This window comes from Kosakonia sp. WA-90, from assembly GCF_039871955.1.
GTDB lineage: Bacteria > Pseudomonadota > Gammaproteobacteria > Enterobacterales > Enterobacteriaceae > Kosakonia > Kosakonia oryzendophytica.
In genome coordinates this window covers 633,999-655,031 of record NZ_JBDPLJ010000002.1, presented here as the reverse complement: position 1 = coordinate 655,031, position 21,033 = coordinate 633,999, and the positions used below count along the sequence as shown (strand labels likewise).

The following is a 21,033-nucleotide window of genomic DNA, read 5'->3' as shown; positions in this document are numbered from 1 at the left end:
GCCGCATGCACTGCGTTGAAGCAGGAACAGCGGCGGGTCATCTTGCCACGAAACTTGCCTCGCTCACCTTTCAACGTTGGACACGATTATGGGCCTGAGGCAACCGCATTGCTCACCAGCCAGGGATTAGCTCTCACTGGTTTCCGTCGCATCATCATTTGACATATGCGCGGACTGAACGCTGGTGGTGCTGACTGGCGTGTACGTCGTTTGCAGGTCAGTCAGTTTCAGCGGCACAGTGACCATATAACTGAGGCATAGCCGCGGCGTATTACCGACCGCCTGCCAGAAGTTTCCCAGACTATTGAGTTGCTCAGAAGGAGGAATGACGCGCAAATATGCACCAGGCAATGAGGAGAACGAACGGTGATTAACCAACGCGTTGAGTACATTATTAATGATGATCAACGACTGGCTATTGGCCTGGCTAGACGGTGAGTCACTGCTGCTGCTTTGTGCCACCTCAAAATACGTGACCAGATAACAACAGCGGATGTTGACATACCCCGGCACAAACTGCCCGGTGACAGAGACGTACTGCCTGCGCTCACCGACCCGCAACTGTAAATCTTCCTGGATGTCATAGAGAAACACGCACACGGTAGGAACATCGGGTGTTGAATCTTTCGGCGGCAGGTCGAAACGGATGGCGACATCCGGTGGCAAATACTGACGTAATGCCGCATCAATAGCGACATTGAGTTCAATCAGTGTAGTATCAGACGCAATGGCAGGCGCAGTTGCATCAGTATCAGTAATATCTGACATAGAAGTTCTCCGGTAGAGAGTGCGGGTTCAGACGACACGTCCCATCTTGGCGAGCTCACGTTGCAGCGCACGTTCGATATGTTTTTGTTCCACACATGTCGATTGATTGTCAGCAGCAAGCCAACTTGCCAGCAATGCAATATTACGAATGTTAGCGCCGGTGATTTCAGCCCGTCGGGCCAGCGCGGCAAAGTCCACATCCTCCGCCACGCGTATTTCGGCAGGCCAGATGCCTCGCCACATTCGTTCGCGTAGTGTGATATCGGGAAATGGAAAACGGATAATAAAACTCAGCCGACGGGTGAATGCCTCATCCAGGTGTGAGCGATTGTTGGTGGCAAGAATGACCAGTCCGGTATAACTTTCAAGACGCTGCAATAAATAGGAGATTTCAATATTCGCGTAGCGGTCGTGAGAATCCCGGGTTTCACTCCGTTTGCCGAATAACGCATCGGCTTCATCAAAGAACAGTAATCCGGAATCCGCTTCCGCAATATCAAAAATGCGCGCCAGATTCTTCTCGGTTTCACCGATGTATTTATTAACGACAGTGGCAAGGTCGATTTTGATCATATCAACACCCAGCGCACCGGCTAACACTTCCGCCACCAGTGTTTTCCCCGTTCCGGAATCGCCATGGAATAACGCGCTAACACCGGTTCCATAGGCAATCTTGCGGGCAAACCCCTGAGCGAGCATCTCCTCACGAAACCGGACGGCGGCCAGCACCTCCTCCAGTTGCTTGTTGAGGCTATCTGCGACGATAAGATCGTCGAATGTACGCTGTGGCTCAACCCTTGTGGCCAACCCGCCAAAAGCCTGCTGAGAACGCTGCCGGAAAGCCCGACAGAGGTCATCGACAGAGAGTGCATCCGCTCCCCGCAATTCCCGATAGGCATCCGCATCGCTGAGCGACTGGAGCAGCGTATCCGGAGGGGGTCTGAATCGGCGAACCAGCATCTGCGTGTCCACATCCGCTTCAACCCGATAGCGTTGCAGGAAACGGTCTAGCAGTCGTGCTTCATCCTGGGTCGAACTCTGCGGCATTTCAATGAGCACCTGGGCAACATCCGTCAACGGCACCAGTGGAATACCTGTTTCACTCAAACCAAACAGCGGGAAACGATGTTCACGAATGCGGTCACTCATCCAGTTGCGTAAATCAGCATGGTTTTGCCAGGCCTGGTGCAATCCATGAAGGACAAGACCTGCGGCATACAGCGTGGACTCCCGCAGCACATCCACAAAACAGCGGCAAAATTGCGTCTCGTCTGTGGGAGCTTGCTCCATATCAAACAACAGCAGTTTACGGCCTGCGATATCGGCTGCTCGCGACAACACCATCTGCCGAGAGCCCGCGCTTCCTTTTGCCAGAGAAATCAGCAATGCGGGGGCCGGATGATAAACATAGTGGAGTACTTGTTTCGTCACGCCGGGAAATAAATCCACCTCCGTTGGCGGTTCCAGCCAGCGACAACAAGCCTGCCCGAGCGGCGAGTCTCTGCCGGATAAATAGCGATAAATATGCATGCTTCCTTGTAAGAACGAGGCTTGATCGTTATTACTCTCCGGGTCACCGCTGAACACCAACGCATACCGTACCAGTGGGGAAAATGGGGATAAACAGGCCTGCATATCCAGACGCTCTATGGCGTCACGGCAGAGAAGATTAAGAATCAGTTCCGGACCAGGCCAGCTTTCGTGCGTGTCGTTCTGTAAACAAGCAAACAGGAAACCGGCATTTCCATTCGCCAGCGGCATCAGCGCCAGTAACAACGCATCCCGCTCAAATTGATTGAGTCCAAAACGCGCTATGAGTAACGCCAGCCTGCTCTCAGACGGGATCACCGCGCGTTCCGCTTCGCGAAAACTTTGCTGGCACACCGGGATATCACAAGCGGGAATTTTTGTTTGAAACCGCACGAACATATCCATTTGCAGCGTGGAGAGCATCGTCTCTTGCGTTTTATGTGAATACTCCTCCACTCGCTGATGCACAGCGCGTAGATAACGTTGGAGTGAATTTTCGATACGTTCAAACTGTTCGCGCAGTACGGAGTAATTCCACTCCTGTGTCGTATTCTCATCGACACCGTCGCAGGATATTTCTTGCGTCATATCGTTTGTCGCTCCTGAATTATTTATTACACCAACGCTTACCTGCCGTTAATTAAATCAATTGATTATAGGGTTGTTATTACGAAAGGCAGGCTACCGCACTTTCCTGATTTAACGCGATTAACAGAGAATGTGGTGAGTATCGTGACATCACTCTATTGACAATAAAAAGCTAGGCAGTCACCCTGCGAAATGCAAATTATCCCGATAACCTGTAGCGGCGCCTGCCTGACGATTAAATGCATTAGTCCACTTGAGATAACAAATGAATATCTTGCTGTTTTTATTAATATTAAATACACAAAAACAATAACAAATGGTTAATTCAAAAAATATCTAACAGTGTCAAAAACAAATAGAACTGGCGCAGGAACGCGGATATTACAATCGATTCAAATGCCTGCAAAAAGCCGCATGAAAAATCTTATTCAGAAATACCTGGCGTTATTTCATTACGTTGTGATGAATAAGGGCCCCGCGTTCATCCGCCCCCAGTAAAAATCCATCTGCTCAATGTAACGGAGGAAAACAGTCTAGACGTGTATGAAACGGAGTCAGCCGTGATGCATCCAGGGTTACGACCTGGTTCACAAAATGAATGACATCGTCGCAAAGCGCTACCCGGAATGGCAAACGGGGTGATAACGTATCCGCGTTGTGCTGCCTTAGCCTTAAACACCACAAAAAAGTCAGGTGGTTACGGTATGCTCAGACGTTCAGAGGCGGATGAAAAAGGGCGATAACGCGAGGGGTAAAGGAAGTGGCGGAGAGAGGGGGATTTGAACCCCCGGTAGAGTTGCCCCTACTCCGGTTTTCGAGACCGGTCCATTCAGCCGCTCTGGCATCTCTCCGTACAGACAGTTGCCATGATGCCAGGTAATTTGGCATTTTAACAGACCCTGTCCCGTTAATTTGGTTCAAGTGGCGAGTTTGCGAGCAAAGCGATGATAAAGTGGCCCTGGAAAACGAAAGGATCCGCCGACGAGGCGGAGTTCCCGTGGGAAGAAGCGTTAAACGCCCCTGTGCTGGCGAATTTATTACCGGATGAACAGATCAAACTGGTTCAACTGGCGGACCGCTTTTTACAACAAAAAAGGCTGGTTCCTTTGCAGGGATTTGAACTGGATGCGCTAAAAAGCGCACGCATCAGTCTGCTGTTTTGTCTTCCGGTCCTCGAACTGGGTCTGGAGTGGCTGGACGGTTTCCATGAAGTGCTGATCTACCCTGCCCCGTTTGTGGTTGATGATGAGTGGGAAGACGATATCGGGCTGGTGCATAACCAGCGCGTGGTGCAGTCCGGGCAGAGCTGGCAACAAGGCCCAATCATTCTCAACTGGCTGGATATTCAGGACTCGTTTGACGCTTCCGGTTTTAACCTGATCATTCACGAGGTCGCGCACAAGCTTGATACGCGCAATGGCGATCGCGCCAGCGGTATTCCACTCATTCCGCTGCGCGAAGTTGCAGGCTGGGAACACGACCTGCACGCGGCAATGGACAATATTCAGGATGAGATCGATCTGGTGGGGGAAAGCGCGGCCAGTATTGATGCCTATGCAGCAACCGACCCGGCGGAGTGTTTTGCGGTCCTCTCCGAGTATTTCTTCAGCGCGCCGGAACTGTTCGCCCCGCGTTTCCCGGCGCTGTGGCAACGTTTTTGCCAGTTTTACGGCCAGGATCCGCTCAGTCGTCTGCGCGGTCAGTCTGGCTACGGCGAGAACCTGAACAGAGTGCATTAAAACGGCAGCCTGCGCTTTAATTAGCCAATTGAATCAGTAGGTTAAATTTAGTGTTGACACAGCAGATCGGGGCCAGTAGTATGCGCCCCGTTCAGACAATTCCTCTGTAGTTCAGTCGGTAGAACGGCGGACTGTTAATCCGTATGTCACTGGTTCGAGTCCAGTCAGAGGAGCCAAATTTAAAAAGCCTGCTTTCGAGCAGGCTTTTTGCTTTTCAGATTTGATAATCAATCACCGTTTCGTCCGGCTCCATCACCTGCCGCTTGATATCTTCCACCGACAGCCCGGCATTACACAGTTCGATAAATCGCCAGACATAATTGCGCTGTAACTGACCGCGTTTCAGCCCTAGCCAGACGGTATTGGCATCAAACAGATGTTGCGTATCCAGGCGCACCAGCTTCCCTTCTTCATTCTCGCCGCTTGACTGCTCCGCCACCAGCCCGACACCTAACCCCAGCTCGACATAGGTTTTAATCACATCGGAGTCCTGCGCACTCAGCACCACGTCGGGAATTAATCCTTTGCGTCCAAACGCTTCATCAATGCGCGAGCGCCCGGTGATCCCCTGACGATAAGTGATCAGCGGCCAGCGGCTGATCTCTTCCAGCGTCAGCGGAGAGCTCTGCGCCAACGGGTGATCGCTGGGTACCAGTAAGCTGTGATGCCAGCGGAACCACGGAAACGCCGCCAGCGTACTGTCGTTGCTCAGGCGCTCACTGGCGATACCGATATCCGCCCCGCCGTTATGCAACAGTGATTCGATCTCCTGTGGCGTGCCCTGGATCAATTCGAGACGCACTTCCGGAAACAGCGCACGGAAAGCTTTGATCACCGAAGGCAGGCTGTATCGCGCCTGCGTATGGGTGGTCGCAATGGTTAATACGCCGGAGGTATCGTTAGTAAAGAGATCGGCAAGCCTGCGCACGTTGCTTGCTTCATTAAGGATACGCTCGGCAATGACCAGCAGGGCTTTACCTGGCTCAGTCATGCCGAGCAGTCGCTTGCCACGACGGATGAAAATTTCTATCCCCAGCTCTTCCTCAAGCTCACGGATATGACGACTCACACCGGATTGTGAGGTGTAAAGCATATTGGCAACTTCAGTCAGGTTGTAATCCCGCCGCGCCGCCTCGCGGATAATTTTTAATTGCTGGAAATTCACCCTTTCCTCCAGGCTCATCAGACATGACGCTATTGTTAAAGTCTGTGGCCTGGCAGAACAAATAATAAAAACCAGCATCTTATTCCATTAAGGAATAATAATTAGCTCACCAACTGAAGCTCGTGGCTTTCCATTGCCGGGCGGCTAACCAATGACATCAAAATATCTTTTACCGCCTGTGCCTGCGGCGACAATGCCCCCCGTGCCGACACATTCAGCGACAGCGGTAAATTCATTGACGGTGTGGTGATGCGCGACATCCAGCCGTTTGTTGCGCCGCACAGCGAACGCGCCGCCGACTCAGGTAACACCGTCACGCCCATTCCGCTGGCAATCGCGGCTGTCAACGTGGCGATGGATTCGATCTCACCGATAATTTTTGCCGTCAGACGGCGCAGTGAAAAGGCTTCATCCACACGTAAACGCACCGCACTGTAGTCACGCGGCAGGAACAAATTCATTTCAGCGACCGCCGTCAAATCCACACTCTGCCCCGGACAGTCGCGCGTACCAACCAGGTAAAGATCTTCTTTCAGCAACGGCAGGCTGTTAATGCCTGCGCCCGGCGCGCGCTCATACAGCACCGCCATATCCAGTTGCCCGCTCAGCAATTTATCATTCAGCACTGCACCGCTGTTTTCATGCAGATAAACGGTGACGTCCGGCAGCTCCGTGCGCACCGCCTGCAATAACGGCATGGTGATGGACGATGCCGCCGTGCCCGGCGCAAGGCCGATAGACACCTGACCACGCAAGCTTTGCCCCACACTGTTCACTGCTAACTGCGCCTGTTCGCACTGGCGCAAAATGGTTCGCGCATGGGTATAGAGAATTTTCCCTGCTTCCGTCGGTGTCACTCCCCGTTTGGTGCGAATCAATAACTGCTGATCCAACTCACCTTCCAGAGTGGCAACCTGCTGGCTCAGCGCCGGCTGTGCAATATGCAATACTTCGGCGGCCTGCGTCAGGCTTCCAATATCGACGATTTTTACGAAGTATTTCAGTCGTCTTAAGTTCATTTTGCCTCCTGTTACGGATTACCGGGCCAACACCGGATGTTATGTCGTCGGAGGAGTTGCAATATGCTTGCCAGTTTTAGTCAGGGAAGAGATCGCAGCCTAACAGGCTGGATAATAAGTGTTTCTAATTACCCCTTGGGTAATTATTACTAAAACAGTGGTTTGACATCTGCCCCATAAGGGGTAATTTGCACCAAATCAGTGCAAATGCACCGGTAAGTGCTTATCCCGCCATCAGATTGCCGAAATTGTCAGCAAACGATCGGCTTAAGGCCATCCAGCCTTTGACAAGCCCGATGGCCGCCGTTAATATGCGCCCCGTTCACACGATTCCTCTGTAGTTCAGTCGGTAGAACGGCGGACTGTTAATCCGTATGTCACTGGTTCGAGTCCAGTCAGAGGAGCCAAATTTAGAAAAGCCTGCTTACGAGCAGGCTTTTTGCTTTTCTGCGTCAACGTAAATTCTCATCGCTCTATTTCCCGTCTCGGGAAAAACTCAGGCACATCTTATCCTGTTTCAGTACTTCCTTTTCACCACGCTAAAGAGACATCAGACCGCACGCCGGATCTGCGTTAAAGCATGAAGCAAATTGTCGATATCCGCCTTACTGAGATTAGGGGCGTTGAGCTGGCTTCCCAGCCAGGTGAGGTCATCGCGGCTAAATGAACCGGTGAGTAAATACTGGCTTAATGTAGTCATTAATTGCTGATCCAGTTGCTGGATTTGCTCACGTGAGGAGGCCAACGTCTGCGCAGATGCGCCCTGTTGTGGCGTCGCCAGCCAATCAGCCAGATAACGATACTGGATAGCTTTGCTCGCATTCATTAACGCGTGGACAAAAGGTTCAACGGTTTGTGGATCGAGCCCGGCCTCTGCGGCCTCGTTCCTGGCAGCGGAAACCACATTGTCTTCCCGTGCCAGATCCTCAACCGGCAGATGATGAACGGCTTTAAATTCGGCTACATCCCGCATGAGCACCATGCGCTGATTCAGCGTAGAGGACAACGTGCTGAGTGAAACATTGCTCACTGAACCGGCGTAAACAGCGCTGCACATAAAGAGTGACGACAAGAAAACGGCCACATAATGAATCATGACTAACCCTCACCTCGGTTGGAAAATATCATGATTACCTTACTTTGTTATAATTAACCTAATGTTACTATTGTGTTTTCAGGATATTTCTAATGTTAACAAAAAGACCAGCCTGACGGCTGGCCTCTCTGTTTACGACATCAACAATCTTCAATGATTACATAGGCTGCGTTGACCGGGCCGTGAACACCCACCACTTTTATTAGCTCAATATCGGCCGTGGAGCTGGGACCGCCAATAATATTAATGCAGGAAGGCATGCGTTTACCCTGCTGCGACAGGGCGTGTAATTGCGTCGCCAACTGTGCAACACGCGGCAGGATCGTGCTTTTACGCAACACAAAAATGGAGGATTCCGGAAGCAGGCTGATGGCGCGACCGCGTTCCGCCGCAGAAAAGAGCACCACTCCCCCCGATTCCGTCAACCCGTAATCGGCAAACACCACCCCCACTTTTGCCTGCTCCGCCAGGCGGATATTTTGCTCACCTGCCTGCGGATCCCACACGGTCGCGCGGCAAGCTTCCTGTAAACGGGCCGTAATGCCCGTCGCTGCCAAACGTGCATCGCCACTCACCACCACCGGCTGTTGACCATATTGTTCACATAGCCGCAGCACGGCAGCCGGCGCGTCTTCTTCGCGAGTCAGTTCGCACTGAACCAACATGACCGTCGAAGCCACGTCGATAAACGCATCACAACGCTGCTGCTGGCTGAGCTCAGTCAGTCGGCTCTGCGCATAATTATGGGCTGGTGCAGGCCGGGCGTCCGGGGTATTACGGGGCCCGCGCCCCAAAGCCTGCGCAATTGTCGCCAGAAACGCGGTTCGGTTATCCATTATTTTTTCCCCTGCGCCTGATGTTTTTTAAACCAGCTACGGAAGCTTTCGCCGTCGGCATCCGGGAGATCCCGCGCCTGCGTCCAGCTGCTGATGGCGCCAATATTTATCGGCGCTTTGCCCTCTTTAATCAACCAACTGGCCGCACGGGCACCGGCGATCATGCCAACTTTCCATATCCCCGGATGACTGTTGGCGTAAGCAAACATTTTAATCACCCGTTGCTCTGCTTTTGGCGTGATCCCCTCTTCCGCCATCACTCTGCGGTGGCGCAAAATCAGTTTGGACAGCGGGATTTTCACCGGGCAGACCGTGTCGCAGGCCGAGCAGAGCGAGCAGGCGTAAGGCAGATCTTTAAAATCCTTATAGCCTCCCAGTAACGGCGAAATGACCGCGCCGATGGGGCCGGGATAAATAGAGCCGTAACCGTGTCCGCCAATGTGCCGATACGCCGGGCAGGTGTTAATACAGGCACCGCAACGGATGCAGCGCAGCACGTCACGAAATTGCGAGCCAAGTACCGCTGAACGACCATTATCGACTATCACCAGGTGGAACTCCTCGGGACCGTCAACATTGTCCGCCTCCCGGGGCCCCGTCAGCCAGGTGTTGTAGCCAGTCAGTCGGGCGCCAACGGCGCTTCGCGCCAGCATGGTGATGAGCACGTCCACCTCTTCAAACGTCGGTGCAATGCGCTCCATCCCCATTACGGCAATATGCGTTTTGGGCAACGTAGTGCACATTCGCGCGTTCCCTTCATTGGTCACCAGGCAGACAGACCCGGTTTCGGCCACAGCGAAATTGCAGCCGGTAATGCCCACTTCCGCACTGAGGAAATCCTGGCGGATTTTCTGGCGGATAAAGCGTGTCATCGCTTCGGGGGTTTCCGGGCCGCTATAGCCCAGATGATCAGCAAGCACCCGGCGGATCTGGTGGCGATCTTTATGAATGGCCGGTACCACAACATGCGAAGGCGGGTCCTGATCCAGTTGCAGGATATACTCACCCAAATCGGTTTCGATGACCTCAATCCCGGCCTGCTGTAAAACCGGATTCATGCCAATCTCTTCCGTTACCATGGATTTGGACTTGACCACTTTTTTGGCATTTTTTGCCTGCGCAACCTTCAGGATGTAGCCCGTGGCCTCTTCTTTCGTTTTCGCGAAATAAACATGGCCGCCGTTTTCGGTCACCTTCTCCGACAATTGATACAGGTAAGCGTCCAGATTTTGCAGCACATGGTCGCGGATCTGGCTGGCATGATCGCGCCAGGCTTCCCAGTTCCCCAACTCGTCCACCATTTTCTGACGGTTGCCGCCAATTCGCTCCTGCGCATTCGCCACCGCTTTACGCATGATGGGATCATCAATCTGCTGACGGATACGCGTTTTAAATTCGACCTGACTGGTTTTTAAAAACATGACATTTCCCTCAGCGACTCATCAGGACTTCAGCAATGTGCATCACTTTTACCGGTCGGCCTTCACGTTGCAGACGCCCACCAATATTCAGCAAGCAACTGACATCTGCGCCAATCAGGTAATCCGGTTGCCCCTCCATCAGGTGCACACTCTTCTCTTTCACCATTTCGCCGGAAATTTCCGCCATTTTGACGGAAAACGTCCCGCCAAAACCGCAGCAGGTTTCCGGGTGGCTGAACGGAAGCAACTCCAGCCCCTGAACATGATGTAAAAGCGCTAACGGCTCCTCCTTCACGCCCATCTTACGAAACAAGCTGCACGACGGGTGGTAAACTGCCTTCCCTTGCAAACGCGCGCCCACATCCACGACACCCAGCGTATTTACAATAAACGACGTCAGATCATACATTCGTGCGGCAACCTTCTCGGCGCGGGCGGCCCATTCGGGTTCGTTCGCCAGATAACCGGGATAGCTTTTCATCGCGTACGTACAGGAACCGGCGGGGGAAACGATGGGGTAATCATTGTCCTCCAGCGCGGTAATAAGGTTTTTCATGCCCGGAATGGCTTCATTGATATAACCGCTGTTAATGGCCGGCTGACCACAGCACCCTTGTTTCTCAGGGAAACTTACCCGACATCCTAACTGCTCTAACAGCAAAACCGTATCACGCGCCATACGTGATTTAATGGCGTCACCAATGCAGGTGACAAAAAAGTTAACATTCACGGTTAGAACTCCATTGCCCTATTTGTTGTTGGTTTCGCGCTGTATTGCGCACTCATCATGCCATGACCCAGTAATAATAAAGGCCGATTTCAAGACCAAGAATGAGAATATAAGCAGCACAGTATTTCATCGTGCCTGCCATAATATGGCTGTCCTGTCCTCCCATTCGCGCGGCGGAAACCGCAATGGCGATACTTTGCGGCGAAATCATTTTTCCGCCTGTGGCGCCTGCGGTATTGGCAGCCGCCAGCCAGGTAGGATCAATATTCAGTTTTGCCGCCGCCATGGTTTGCAACTTACCGAACAGGACGTTTGAATTGGTATCACTGCCGGTTACAAACGTCCCCAATGCGCCAATAATCGGTGAAATAAAGACGTAGCTACCGCCTGTTATATTCACCAGTACATGTGCAAGCGTGGAGATTAGCCCGCTAACATCCATCACCGTGGCCAGCGCAACGATAGCCATAATGGCAATAATGGAATTTCTAAGCTGCAGCACGGTTTTTACAAATACGTGTAGCATGCTGCTCATCGGAGCGCCCTGAATACATCCTCCGATAACCGTTGCCAGAATGATGAGTACGCCAGGGGTCGCTATCCACTCAATTTTAAGTGTGAGCGTGGTGCCATTTTCCAGCGGGAAATGCAGTACTGACGCAACCGCAGAAACAGCCGATTTAATTCCCGGAAACAGCGGCGAACACAGCAGGATAAAAATAAAAATCAGGATATAGATGGAACATGTTTTCAGTAGCACCGCCGCGGTACGTGCCGGTCGCTCGCTCTCAGGACGGGTTTCGATAAGCCAGGCGGGATCTGTCTTTCCGTTACGGATGCGTCCGGCAATCGCCACGGCAATCAGGCTCACAAGGCTCCCGGCGAAAGCGGGTAACTCGGCACCCAAGTGCACCGCCACAAAATATTGTGGGATCAAAGTCGATATACCGCACAGAAGCGTAATGCCAAAAACGCCGCGAATGGCTTTCAGGCCACCGCCGATAATACAAATAATGACGAACGGCAAAAGAATGTTAAACAGCGCCAGTTGCAAAATGATCGTACCACTGAGGGTATTCACCGGCAGATTCACCTGCTGCGCAAGAATAGACACGGGGATCCCCACTGCACCGAATGCGGTAGGCACGGTATTTGCGACCAGTGATGCAATGGCTGATTTCAACGGCGGGAATCCAAGCGCCACCAGAATGCCGATGGGGATCGCCACCGCCGTACCGTAACCCGCTGCGGCCTCGAGAAAACCGCCGAAACACCAGGAGATAAGCAGAACCTGAATGCGCTTATCATCGCTAATACTGGCCAACACTTCGCGCAAAATATCCATCGCTCTGGTCGCCTGCATCAGGTTATAGCTGTAAATGGCGCCCAGAATAACGATGACAATAGGCCATAAACCTTTTAACGCACCATAGATGATGGCTGATTCAAGCGTCGGCATTGGCGTATGCCAGAAAAATAACGTCAGTAAGTACGTCAACGCCAGGGTAATCAGAACAGAATAGTGGACGGGCATTCTAATTTTTAGAATTAAAAAAACCATTAATAACAGGGGGATAAGCCCTACTATAAACAATAAGTACTCGTGCATTGTGTGTCCCTGATGAAATAGCGCAATCGCATTTATATGACAAATGGGAAATGTTTTATAACTTACCGTCAATTCGAAAAAGAGTGGCTGGATCGCTTCAGTGTAAATTATATTTTTGCACAATCCTAAAAAGATAAAAGAATGTACACACGATGTTATTTTTGCTTTGCAAATAAATACCCCCTCAATTTAAAAAAAGAAAAAAGGGAGTATCTTGCATTTTTTCATTATTTCTTCTGATACTTTCCGTCAACGCTGTCAATACCCTATTGGGAGTGCACTTTTCCACGTAAAGAATTATTCGCGTTAGAGCGCTTGTCCTGTTTTCCAAAAAATTTTAAAGAAATGCTTTATGAGGAAAATCTCATTAATCATCGCTAACAAATGAAGCCACTGAATACCTGCGTCCTGCACTACGCTTAAAGTTTGAGCAAAATCTGCCGATAATAGTGTGCAGCTATAATTTCAGCTGCTATCAGGTTGTTTTGTTCCATAACGAAGGATGAATGCATGGATCCAATACAAATCTCATCATTAGCCAGCAGTCTTGATTCCTATCAACTCAGCAACCAGGTCAACACGCTGGTGCTGAAAAAGGCGCTGGATAGCCAGCAGTCAATTGCAACGGATCTTATTAAACAGATCCCGCAATTACCCTCCAACCCGGCAATCGGTCGTAACATCAACACGACCGCCTGATCCGGTTTGCCCTCCAGCGCTCCGCCCTACCGCGTTGGTGGGCAAAAATGAATCCAGGCCCGCCTCGTGCGGGCTTTTTTTGTTTCTCTTAGCTTGCTTAGCACGTCAAATCGGCGTAGCCTGCCCCCAATTAAAACCAATCGGTCTAAATTATGAATGGCGAAACAGTCGTGCAGCACAAGCCCCGTCGTGGGCGGCCGCCGAAAGTAGAACGCGAATTCACCGATATCCGCAAAGCGCTAATTCGTTCGGGCCTCGAAGTGATCACCGAAACGGGCTATCTGTCGGCGGGCATTGATGCGGTGATCAAAAATATCGCGGTCCCCAAGGGGTCTTTCTACCACTGTTTTAAGAGCAAACAGGAATTCGGCACCGCAGTGCTAAACGCCTACGGTGCATTTTTCGCCCATAAACTGGACTCTTTTTTACTGAACGATCAGCTCACGCCCTTACAGCGCATGGAAGCCTTTGTACACCATGCGGGCCAGGGCATGGCGAAATATGATTTCCGCCGTGGTTGCCTGGTGGGCAACCTGCTACAGGAAACGCCGCTGTTACCGGAAACCTTTCCCGATCAGTTGAAAGCAATCCTTGAAGAGTGGGAAACCCGTGTCAGCCACTGTCTGATGGCCGCAAAGCAGTGCGGCGAGTTACCGCCGACTGCCGACACCGGCGAACTGGCGCGGGTTTTCTGGTCCGGCTGGGAAGGGGCGGTGATGCGCGCCAAACTGTTCCGCTCCGTGGAACCGCTCAATCAGTACTGGGCCTTCTTCCGGCACAGCATTACAACGAAATAAACACCTGCACAGGACGGCATAACCCGCCGAAAATTAACCTCATCCGACGAGGAAAACGCAGTCATGAAAGCATTAGTTCTGGAACAGCAAGAGAATCAAACCCTGGCGGAAGTCAAAGACATTGAGCTCCCCCCACTGGCGGAGGGCGACGTCCGGGTCGATATAGACTGGTCCAGCCTTAACTACAAAGACGCGCTGGCCATCACCGGCAAGGGCAAAATTATCCGTCAGTTCCCGATGGTGCCGGGCATCGATTTTTCTGGCCGCGTTAACGAAAGTCGCGACCCGCGTTTTGCACCCGGCCAGGCCGTGATCCTCACCGGCTGGGGCGTGGGTGAAAACCACTGGGGCGGTCTGGCAGCTCAGGCCTGTGTGAAAGGCGACTGGCTGGTTGCACTGCCTGAGCATTTAAGTGCCCGTCAGGCGATGATCATTGGCACGGCAGGCTTTACGGCAATGCTGTGCGTCATGGCACTGCAGGATGCAGGGCTGAAACCGCAGGATGGCACGATCCTGGTGACTGGCGCGAGCGGCGGTGTCGGCAGTACAGCGGTGGTATTGCTTAAAGCGCTAGGCTACCGCGTAGCCGCGGTTACCGGGCGTGAATCCACCCACGATTTCCTGCGTCAGTTAGGGGCCGATGAGATCCTGCAGCGCAGTGATTTCGCCCAGACCCGTCCACTGGAAAAACAGCTGTGGGCAGGCGCAGTGGATACCGTTGGCGGCGCGGTACTGGCCAAAGTCCTGGCGCAAACCAACTATGGCGGCTGTGTCGCGGCCTGCGGTCTGGCAGGTAGCTTTGAGCTGCCGACCACGGTGATGCCGTTTATTCTGCGCAATGTCCGTTTACAGGGCGTGGACTCCGTTATGGTACCCACTGCACAGCGCGGCGCCGTATGGCAACGTCTGGCGGAAACGCTGCCCGCCAGCTATTACCAGCAGGCCGCAACAGAGATTACGCTGGCGCAAGCCCCTGCTACCGCCGCCGATTTTCTGCAAAACAAAATCCAGGGACGTACGCTGGTTAACATCCACGGCTGATCCCTGCCCCGGCGCGCACCGTCGCGCCGGGTTATCCCGCGTCACCCGTTTCTTCTGAATCCCTTCGCACCCGGCTTTCGTTTCCCGAACCTGTGACATACTATCGGGTACAGCCGTAGAGCAGATAAGGAGATAAAGATGAACAATATGGGTGCACACCTGACCCCGGAAGAGGCGCTGGATCAGCTTGAAGCGCTGTATGACCGCTCGGTTACCGCCTTGCGCGACGCCATCGCGCTGTATATTGAAACCGGTCAGCTTCCCGACGCTGAAGCCCGTGCGAATGGGTTGTTCGTCTATCCGTCGCTGTCGGTAAGCTGGAACGGTAGCGCGACCAATCCCCCCAAAACCCGCGCCTATGCCCGTTTTACCCATTCGGGTTGTTACACCACTACCGTGACCCGCCCGTCGCTGTTTCGTCCCTATTTACGCGAACAACTTACACTGTTGTGCCAGGACTACGGCGCACAAATCGAAGTGGGCCTGTCAGCGCATGAGATCCCCTATCCGTATGTGATTGATGGCTCCGCCCTGACGCTGGACCGTTCAATGAGCGCCGGGTTGACACGCTTCTTCCCTACCACTGAACTGGCGCAAATTGGCGATGAGACTGCCGATGGACTGTTCCATCCCACGGAACTCTATCCGCTGTCCCATTTCGATGCGCGCCGCGTCGACTTTTCGCTGGCGCGACTGCGCCACTACACCGGAACACCGGTCGAACATTTCCAGCCCTTCGTGCTGTTCACCAACTACACGCGTTATGTCGATGAGTTTGTGCGCTGGGGCTGTAGCCAGATCCTCGATCCGGAAAGCCCTTACGTTGCGCTCTCCTGCGCCGGAGGCAACTGGATCACGGCCGATACGGAAGCGCCGGAAACCGCCGTTTCAGACCTCGCATGGAAGAAACACCAGATGCCAGCGTGGCATTTGATTACCGCCGATGGTCAGGGTATTACGCTGATTAACATTGGTGTTGGACCTTCGAATGCGAAAACTATCTGCGACCATCTCGCGGTGCTGCGCCCGGATGTCTGGCTGATGATTGGTCACTGCGGTGGGCTGCGTGAAAGCCAGGCGATTGGCGATTATGTACTGGCACACGCCTATCTGCGCGACGACCATGTTCTGGATGCGGTGCTGCCGCCGGATATTCCTATTCCGAGCATCGCCGAAGTGCAACGCGCCTTATATGACGCCACCAAAGAGGTGAGCGATATGCCGGGCGAAGAAGTGAAGCAACGCCTGCGTACCGGCACCGTGGTGACCACCGACGATCGTAACTGGGAACTGCGCTACTCCGCTTCTGCGCTGCGTTTCAACCTGAGTCGCGCCGTGGCGATCGATATGGAGAGTGCCACCATTGCCGCGCAGGGTTACCGCTTCCGCGTCCCTTATGGCACCTTATTGTGCGTGTCTGATAAACCCCTGCACGGGGAGATCAAACTCCCCGGCCAGGCTAACCGGTTTTATGAAGGGGCGATTTCCGAACATTTGCAAATCGGCATTCGGGCTATTGATTTGCTACGCGCGGAAGGCGACCGTCTCCATTCCCGCAAACTCCGCACCTTTAACGAACCGCCGTTCCGCTAATGACAAAAGGATCCCACATGCAATCCCCTTCACCGCTGCAAGCATTACGTGACCAGGTAGTTGCACTTGAGCTTGACGGCATCATCGTCCCACGCGCCGATGCTCATCAGAGTGAAAACTGCGCACCGCATGACAATAAATTGCAGTGGCTGACCGGTTTCACCGGGTCGGCGGGCATGGCGCTGGTGTTGCGCGATAAAGCGCTTCTGTTTGTCGATGGCCGCTACCAGGTGCAGGTGCGCAACGAGGTGGATCTCAGTGCGTTTGACATCCATCATTTGCACAACGAGCCGCTGGATCAGTGGCTTAATGCTTCACTGCCCGCCGGGAGCCGCATCGGGTTTGAGCCGTTACTGATGGTTAACAGCCAGTATCAGGCGCTGAGCGCGACGCACTGCCGGTTAATCGCGTTAACCACCGATCCGTTTGATGCTATCTGGCACGATCGCCCGGCAGCTCCGTGTGGGGCTATCCGCGAAATGCCGGTTGCGATCAGCGGTGAAAGCAGCGCCGACAAACGTGCGCGAGTTGCCCGTGTGCTGGCGGAAAAAGGGGCGGATTTTCTCGCTATCACCCTGCCGGACAATATTGCCTGGCTGTTGAACATTCGTGGATCGGATATCGAGATGAACCCGGTGGCGCACTCTTTTGCCCTGCTGAGCCGCGACGGCGAGGTGGAGTGGTTTGTGGCGCCACCCAAGACAGCCACACTTTCCGCCGCGCTCATCTCCACGCTGACGCTCAACGATGTTGACGCCTTCCTGCCCCGTTGCCAGCAGGTTGCGGCGGGCAAAAAGATCCTGCTCGACGGCGATTTCGCGCCTGTCGCACTACGTTTCGCCATTGAACAGCACGGCGGTGAGGTGCTGTGGGGCGCCGATCCGATTACCTTTATCAAAGCGCATAAAAATGCGGTTGAGCTGGCGGGTTACCGCGAAAGCCATCAGCAGGACGGCGCTGCATGGGTTAACTTTCTGGCCTGGCTGGCGCAGGAAGTCCCGGCCCGCGAAGCAGCCGGCAACCCGGTGACGGAACTGGAAGCTCAGCAAAAACAGCTCGAGTTCCGCCAGCGGCAGCCCGGTTTTATTGAGCAAAGCTTCAGCACCATTTCCGCCTCCGCCAGCAATGCCGCCATGTGCCACTATCACAGCAGCGAAAAAACCAACCTGCCGATTACCCGAGCTCATCTCTATCTCAATGACTCCGGTGGTCAGTACCAGAACGGTACAACCGACGCCACGCGTACCTTGTCATTTGGCCCGGTAGATCCCCAGCAACGCCTGCACTATACCGCTGTTCTGAAAGGCTTTTTGTCGATGTTTACCCTGCAATTTCCGAGCGGTACGCACGGGCATCAACTGGATGCCTTTGCCCGCCGTGCCCTCTGGGATTTAGGGCTGGATTTTGATCACGGCACCGGCCATGGCGTGGGCCACCAGTTGCTGATCCACGAGCAGCCACAGCGTATTGCCAAAAAGGTCAACCCATGGCCACTGTCTGCGGGCAATATCATGACCATCGAACCGGGTTATTACCTGGCCGATCGCTACGGTATTCGCATCGAAAACCAGGTGGAAGTGGTGGAAAGCCAGCCGGGTTTCTGCCGCTTTGCGTCGCTGACGCTGATCCCTATCGATTTAAGCCTGGTCGAATGGAATCTGCTCAGTGAACAAGAGCAGCAGTGGCTGGATGATTATCATCAGCAGGTTCGCGACACGCTATCGCCGCGGGTCGACAGCGAGGCCCGCCCGTGGCTGTTTGCCGCCACCGCGCCACTGCGCGTTCAGGCCGGGTGACGCCGCCATCAACAGATAAAGGGGCGCGGATGCGCCCTTTTTTTACGCTCATGCCTGTTCTTTAGCGCCGCCCCACCCCGCTCTTTCCTGCGCAAGAAACCCGGTGGCGACAGCATGACACAACGCCGCTTCCTGCCCGATCCCGGTATCGTCATCGTAGTAAATACCGGAGAGCCCCAGTCCCATCAGACACAGCATGTGCAACACGCGCAATGCGCGCACCTCCGGCGTGGCATCAGGATGAACAACAATACAGGGCGCAGTGGCGAACGCTATCACCATCCCCTGAGGATCTTCCCCCGGACGCTGCGGTATTCCCTCCTGATCCGGTTTAACCACGCGAATACCAAGCGCCCTGATATGCTGCACCAAACACTCAAAATAGGATTCGCTATCCACATGCTTCGGCTCCTCATCCACCGCCAGATAGCACCGGAGCGATTCCACAATCGCCTGCGCGTTACTGTCGGCGCACAAAGAGCCGACAAACGGGTTTGCACGACTCTCCGGTTGCCGCAGTTGTTCAAGGCGCTGAAGCTGCGACTGATACCACGGGTGGCGCTGCATGTCAGACAACAGTTCATGAAAACTCGCCGCCCCCATGTCGCCCCGTTGCATAAACTCTCGCATTTTTTCCGTCACAAATTCACTGTTCTTCATGGTGATTACCTTCCTGTGGTCATCAGATAAAAAGAGTATTGTCATAGCAGAAATAACCCTATTAATTTCATCGCGCTGTGGCAAATATCTTCGCATTGCACTGCGTAATAAAGGCAAATTCTTCGGCCTTGCTTCCAGAATCCAGCGTTTTAATTTACAGGCTGATAACAAATAATATTGCACAAGATCCTGTGACTCTGTTCAATATGCGTTCTGTGTATTCATGTTATTTATGCGTAATCGTTTTTACATGAAGCAATTAAATGATGAACGCATATGAATTGCAGGCATTACGCCATATTTTCGCCATGACCGTTGAAGAGTGCGCCATCTGGATAGCACCAGATAACACCACAGCGGAATGGCAGGCATGGGAAAATGGTGAGAAAGCGATCCCGGCGGATATTGTTGCAAAATTACTGGAACTGAGAAAAAAAAGACAAACTCACATCAACGCCCTTATCAGCCGAATAAATAATCGTATTGGCAATAATACGATGCGTTTTTTCGCGGATTTAGCCGCTTTTCAGACAGTATATCGTGATGGCGATTATCTGGACTGGAAAGTTTATCAGTCGGTGGCTGCCGAACTCTATGCACACGATCTGGAACATCTGTGTTAACGCGTTTGGTCCGCTCACGCCACTGACGATTCATTTTACCGTCACGCAGTACACACAAGATGAAAAATACCTATCTCTCTACTGCATTGGGTCTCTATCTGAATTACCTGGTGCATGGCATGGGGGTCATTCTGATGAGCCTCAATATGTCCTCGCTCGAACTCCAGTGGCAGACCAACGCGGCCGGTGTCTCTGTGGTGATTTCGTCGCTCGGTATTGGCCGGTTAAGCGTCCTGTTTTTCTCCGGTGTCTTGTCCGATAAGTTCGGTCGACGACCGTTTATTATCTTTGGCATGATCTGCTACCTCACGTTTTTTCTCGGCATCATTAATACACACAACATTCTCGTGGCCTACGCCTTTGGCTTTGTCGCCGGGATTGCCAACAGCTTTCTGGATGCCGGAACCTACCCCAGCCTGATGGAGGCATTTCCACGCGCACCCGGCACCGCGAATGTGCTGATCAAAGCGTTTATTTCCGCAGGACAGTTTCTGTTACCGCTGATCATCAGCCTGTTGGTGTGGGCAGAACTGTGGTTTGGCTGGTCCTTTTTGATTGCCGCGGCCATTATGCTCCTCAACGGCGTTTTTTTGCTGCGCTGCACGTTTCCTCCTCACCAAGGGCGTCAGGTTACAGCCGCCAGACCGGCGCCAGACTGCGCGGCGCCGCCTGTTAAACACCGCTGCTCGGTTATCGATCTCGCCAGCTATACGCTGTATGGCTATGTGGCAATGACCACGTTTTATCTTATCAGTCAGTGGCTTGCACAGTACGGCCAGTTTGTGGTGGGTCTGTCTTATACCGCATCCATCAAACTGCTCAGCGTGTACACCTGTGGATCGCTGCTCTGCGTATTGATTACTGCTCCGCTGGTACGGAAAACCGCCAGAACCATGGCCCTGTTAATTCTGTACACCTTCATGTCGTTTGTGGCGTTATTGACGGTGTGCCTCCATCCCAGCGTATATGTGGTGGTGATTTTTTCGTTTGTCATTGGCTTCTCCTCGGCAGGCGGGGTCGTGCAGATTGGCCTGACGCTGATGGCAACCCGCTTTCCGCATGCCAAAGGCAAAGCCACCGGTATTTATTACAGCGCGGGAAGCATCGCCACCTTTACCATCCCGTTAATCACGGCACGCCTCTCGGAGCACAGCATTGCCGATATTATGTGGTTTGATACCGCCATTGCCGCTGTTGGTTTTCTGCTGGCACTGTTTATTGGTCTGCGCAGCCGGATGGAATCCCGGCGTTTAGTCCATATATCACCGCTCGCGGAATAACCTGCCGGGTTGCCCATGCAATATTGTTGAGGCTCTTCTGCAA

General features: G+C 53.1%; 17 protein-coding genes, 3 tRNA genes and 1 pseudogene. 10 read left to right on the top strand and 11 right to left on the bottom strand.

Annotation, left to right across the window (positions count from 1 at the left end; genetic code table 11):
- Window positions 1-126 precede the first annotated feature (126 nt).
- The 3 genes from ABGA49_RS06300 to ABGA49_RS06290 all read right to left on the bottom strand — a co-directional run bounded on the left by ABGA49_RS06300 (window position 127) and on the right by ABGA49_RS06290 (window position 3,737).
- Window positions 127-768: a DUF4255 domain-containing protein gene (locus tag ABGA49_RS06300; RefSeq protein WP_088237981.1), complete on the bottom strand. Its 642-nt coding sequence runs from the start codon at window positions 766-768 to the stop codon at window positions 127-129.
- Between the two features lie 27 nt (window positions 769-795).
- Window positions 796-2,886 (bottom strand): ATP-binding protein, encoded by a 2,091-nt coding sequence (locus ABGA49_RS06295; protein WP_061494268.1) that lies wholly within the window; start codon window positions 2,884-2,886, stop codon window positions 796-798.
- A 761-nt stretch (window positions 2,887-3,647) separates the two neighbouring features.
- Window positions 3,648-3,737, bottom strand: a tRNA-Ser gene (locus ABGA49_RS06290).
- A gap of 93 nt (window positions 3,738-3,830) precedes the next feature.
- Between ABGA49_RS06290 and mtfA the strand changes: the two genes are divergently transcribed.
- On the top strand, window positions 3,831-4,625 hold the full coding sequence (gene mtfA / locus ABGA49_RS06285; RefSeq protein ID WP_061494267.1) for a DgsA anti-repressor MtfA: 795 nt from the start codon (window positions 3,831-3,833) through the stop codon (window positions 4,623-4,625).
- A 100-nt stretch (window positions 4,626-4,725) separates the two neighbouring features.
- Window positions 4,726-4,801 (top strand) — tRNA-Asn (locus tag ABGA49_RS06280).
- Window positions 4,802-4,839: 38 nt separating this feature from the next.
- On the opposite strand, the gene cbl is transcribed toward ABGA49_RS06280, so the two are convergent.
- Both cbl and nac read right to left on the bottom strand, forming a co-directional pair.
- Window positions 4,840-5,790 carry an HTH-type transcriptional regulator Cbl gene (cbl, locus tag ABGA49_RS06275; RefSeq protein WP_061494266.1) on the bottom strand — a complete coding sequence of 317 codons (951 nt, stop codon included), beginning with the start codon at window positions 5,788-5,790 and terminating at the stop codon, window positions 4,840-4,842.
- 101 nt (window positions 5,791-5,891) lie between these two features.
- A complete protein-coding gene (gene nac / locus ABGA49_RS06270; protein WP_061494265.1) occupies window positions 5,892-6,809 on the bottom strand; it encodes a nitrogen assimilation transcriptional regulator NAC in 918 nt (305 codons plus the stop codon).
- Window positions 6,810-7,140: 331 nt separating this feature from the next.
- Here nac and ABGA49_RS06265 point away from each other — a divergent pair.
- Window positions 7,141-7,216 (top strand) — tRNA-Asn (locus ABGA49_RS06265).
- Window positions 7,217-7,359: 143 nt separating this feature from the next.
- On the opposite strand, the gene ABGA49_RS06260 is transcribed toward ABGA49_RS06265, so the two are convergent.
- From ABGA49_RS06260 to ABGA49_RS06240, 5 genes are all read right to left on the bottom strand, one after another.
- Complete coding sequence (locus ABGA49_RS06260; RefSeq protein WP_347665312.1) at window positions 7,360-7,905, bottom strand: chorismate mutase; 546 nt, start codon at window positions 7,903-7,905, stop codon at window positions 7,360-7,362.
- Between the two features lie 140 nt (window positions 7,906-8,045).
- Window positions 8,046-8,741 (bottom strand): lactate utilization protein C, encoded by a 696-nt coding sequence (locus ABGA49_RS06255; RefSeq protein WP_061494263.1) that lies wholly within the window; start codon window positions 8,739-8,741, stop codon window positions 8,046-8,048.
- Window positions 8,741-10,162, bottom strand: a complete 1,422-nt coding sequence (locus ABGA49_RS06250) for a LutB/LldF family L-lactate oxidation iron-sulfur protein (RefSeq protein ID WP_061494262.1) — start codon at window positions 10,160-10,162, stop codon at window positions 8,741-8,743. Before ABGA49_RS06250 ends, ABGA49_RS06255 begins: the two co-directional genes overlap by 1 nt.
- Before the next feature lie 10 nt (window positions 10,163-10,172).
- Window positions 10,173-10,892, bottom strand: a complete 720-nt coding sequence (locus ABGA49_RS06245) for a (Fe-S)-binding protein (protein ID WP_347665311.1) — start codon at window positions 10,890-10,892, stop codon at window positions 10,173-10,175.
- A 55-nt stretch (window positions 10,893-10,947) separates the two neighbouring features.
- A complete protein-coding gene (locus ABGA49_RS06240) occupies window positions 10,948-12,501 on the bottom strand; it encodes an L-lactate permease (protein WP_347665310.1) in 1,554 nt (517 codons plus the stop codon).
- Between the two features lie 510 nt (window positions 12,502-13,011).
- Between ABGA49_RS06240 and ABGA49_RS06235 the strand changes: the two genes are divergently transcribed.
- The 5 genes and pseudogenes from ABGA49_RS06235 to ABGA49_RS06215 all read left to right on the top strand — a co-directional run bounded on the left by ABGA49_RS06235 (window position 13,012) and on the right by ABGA49_RS06215 (window position 18,427).
- A complete protein-coding gene (locus tag ABGA49_RS06235; RefSeq protein WP_061494259.1) occupies window positions 13,012-13,200 on the top strand; it encodes a YjfB family protein in 189 nt (62 codons plus the stop codon).
- A gap of 152 nt (window positions 13,201-13,352) precedes the next feature.
- Window positions 13,353-14,034, top strand: a pseudogene (locus ABGA49_RS06230) (TetR/AcrR family transcriptional regulator).
- A 26-nt stretch (window positions 14,035-14,060) separates the two neighbouring features.
- Window positions 14,061-15,038, top strand: a complete 978-nt coding sequence (locus ABGA49_RS06225) for an MDR family oxidoreductase (protein ID WP_347665309.1) — start codon at window positions 14,061-14,063, stop codon at window positions 15,036-15,038.
- A gap of 138 nt (window positions 15,039-15,176) precedes the next feature.
- Window positions 15,177-16,631, top strand: coding sequence for an AMP nucleosidase (locus ABGA49_RS06220; protein WP_061494256.1), 1,455 nt, complete (start codon window positions 15,177-15,179; stop codon window positions 16,629-16,631).
- Between the two features lie 17 nt (window positions 16,632-16,648).
- A complete protein-coding gene (locus tag ABGA49_RS06215) occupies window positions 16,649-18,427 on the top strand; it encodes an aminopeptidase P family protein (protein WP_347665308.1) in 1,779 nt (592 codons plus the stop codon).
- Between the two features lie 48 nt (window positions 18,428-18,475).
- Here the strand turns inward: ABGA49_RS06215 and ABGA49_RS06210 are convergent, their stop codons facing one another.
- Window positions 18,476-19,087 (bottom strand): hypothetical protein, encoded by a 612-nt coding sequence (locus tag ABGA49_RS06210; protein WP_088237985.1) that lies wholly within the window; start codon window positions 19,085-19,087, stop codon window positions 18,476-18,478.
- Between the two features lie 266 nt (window positions 19,088-19,353).
- Here ABGA49_RS06210 and ABGA49_RS06205 point away from each other — a divergent pair, with 266 nt between their 5' ends.
- Together ABGA49_RS06205 and ABGA49_RS06200 are read left to right on the top strand one after the other, a co-directional pair.
- On the top strand, window positions 19,354-19,710 hold the full coding sequence (locus ABGA49_RS06205) for a YdiL family protein (RefSeq protein WP_061499871.1): 357 nt from the start codon (window positions 19,354-19,356) through the stop codon (window positions 19,708-19,710).
- Window positions 19,711-19,769: 59 nt separating this feature from the next.
- Window positions 19,770-20,990 carry an MFS transporter gene (locus ABGA49_RS06200; RefSeq protein WP_347665307.1) on the top strand — a complete coding sequence of 407 codons (1,221 nt, stop codon included), beginning with the start codon at window positions 19,770-19,772 and terminating at the stop codon, window positions 20,988-20,990.
- Window positions 20,991-21,033: the final 43 nt, after the last annotated feature.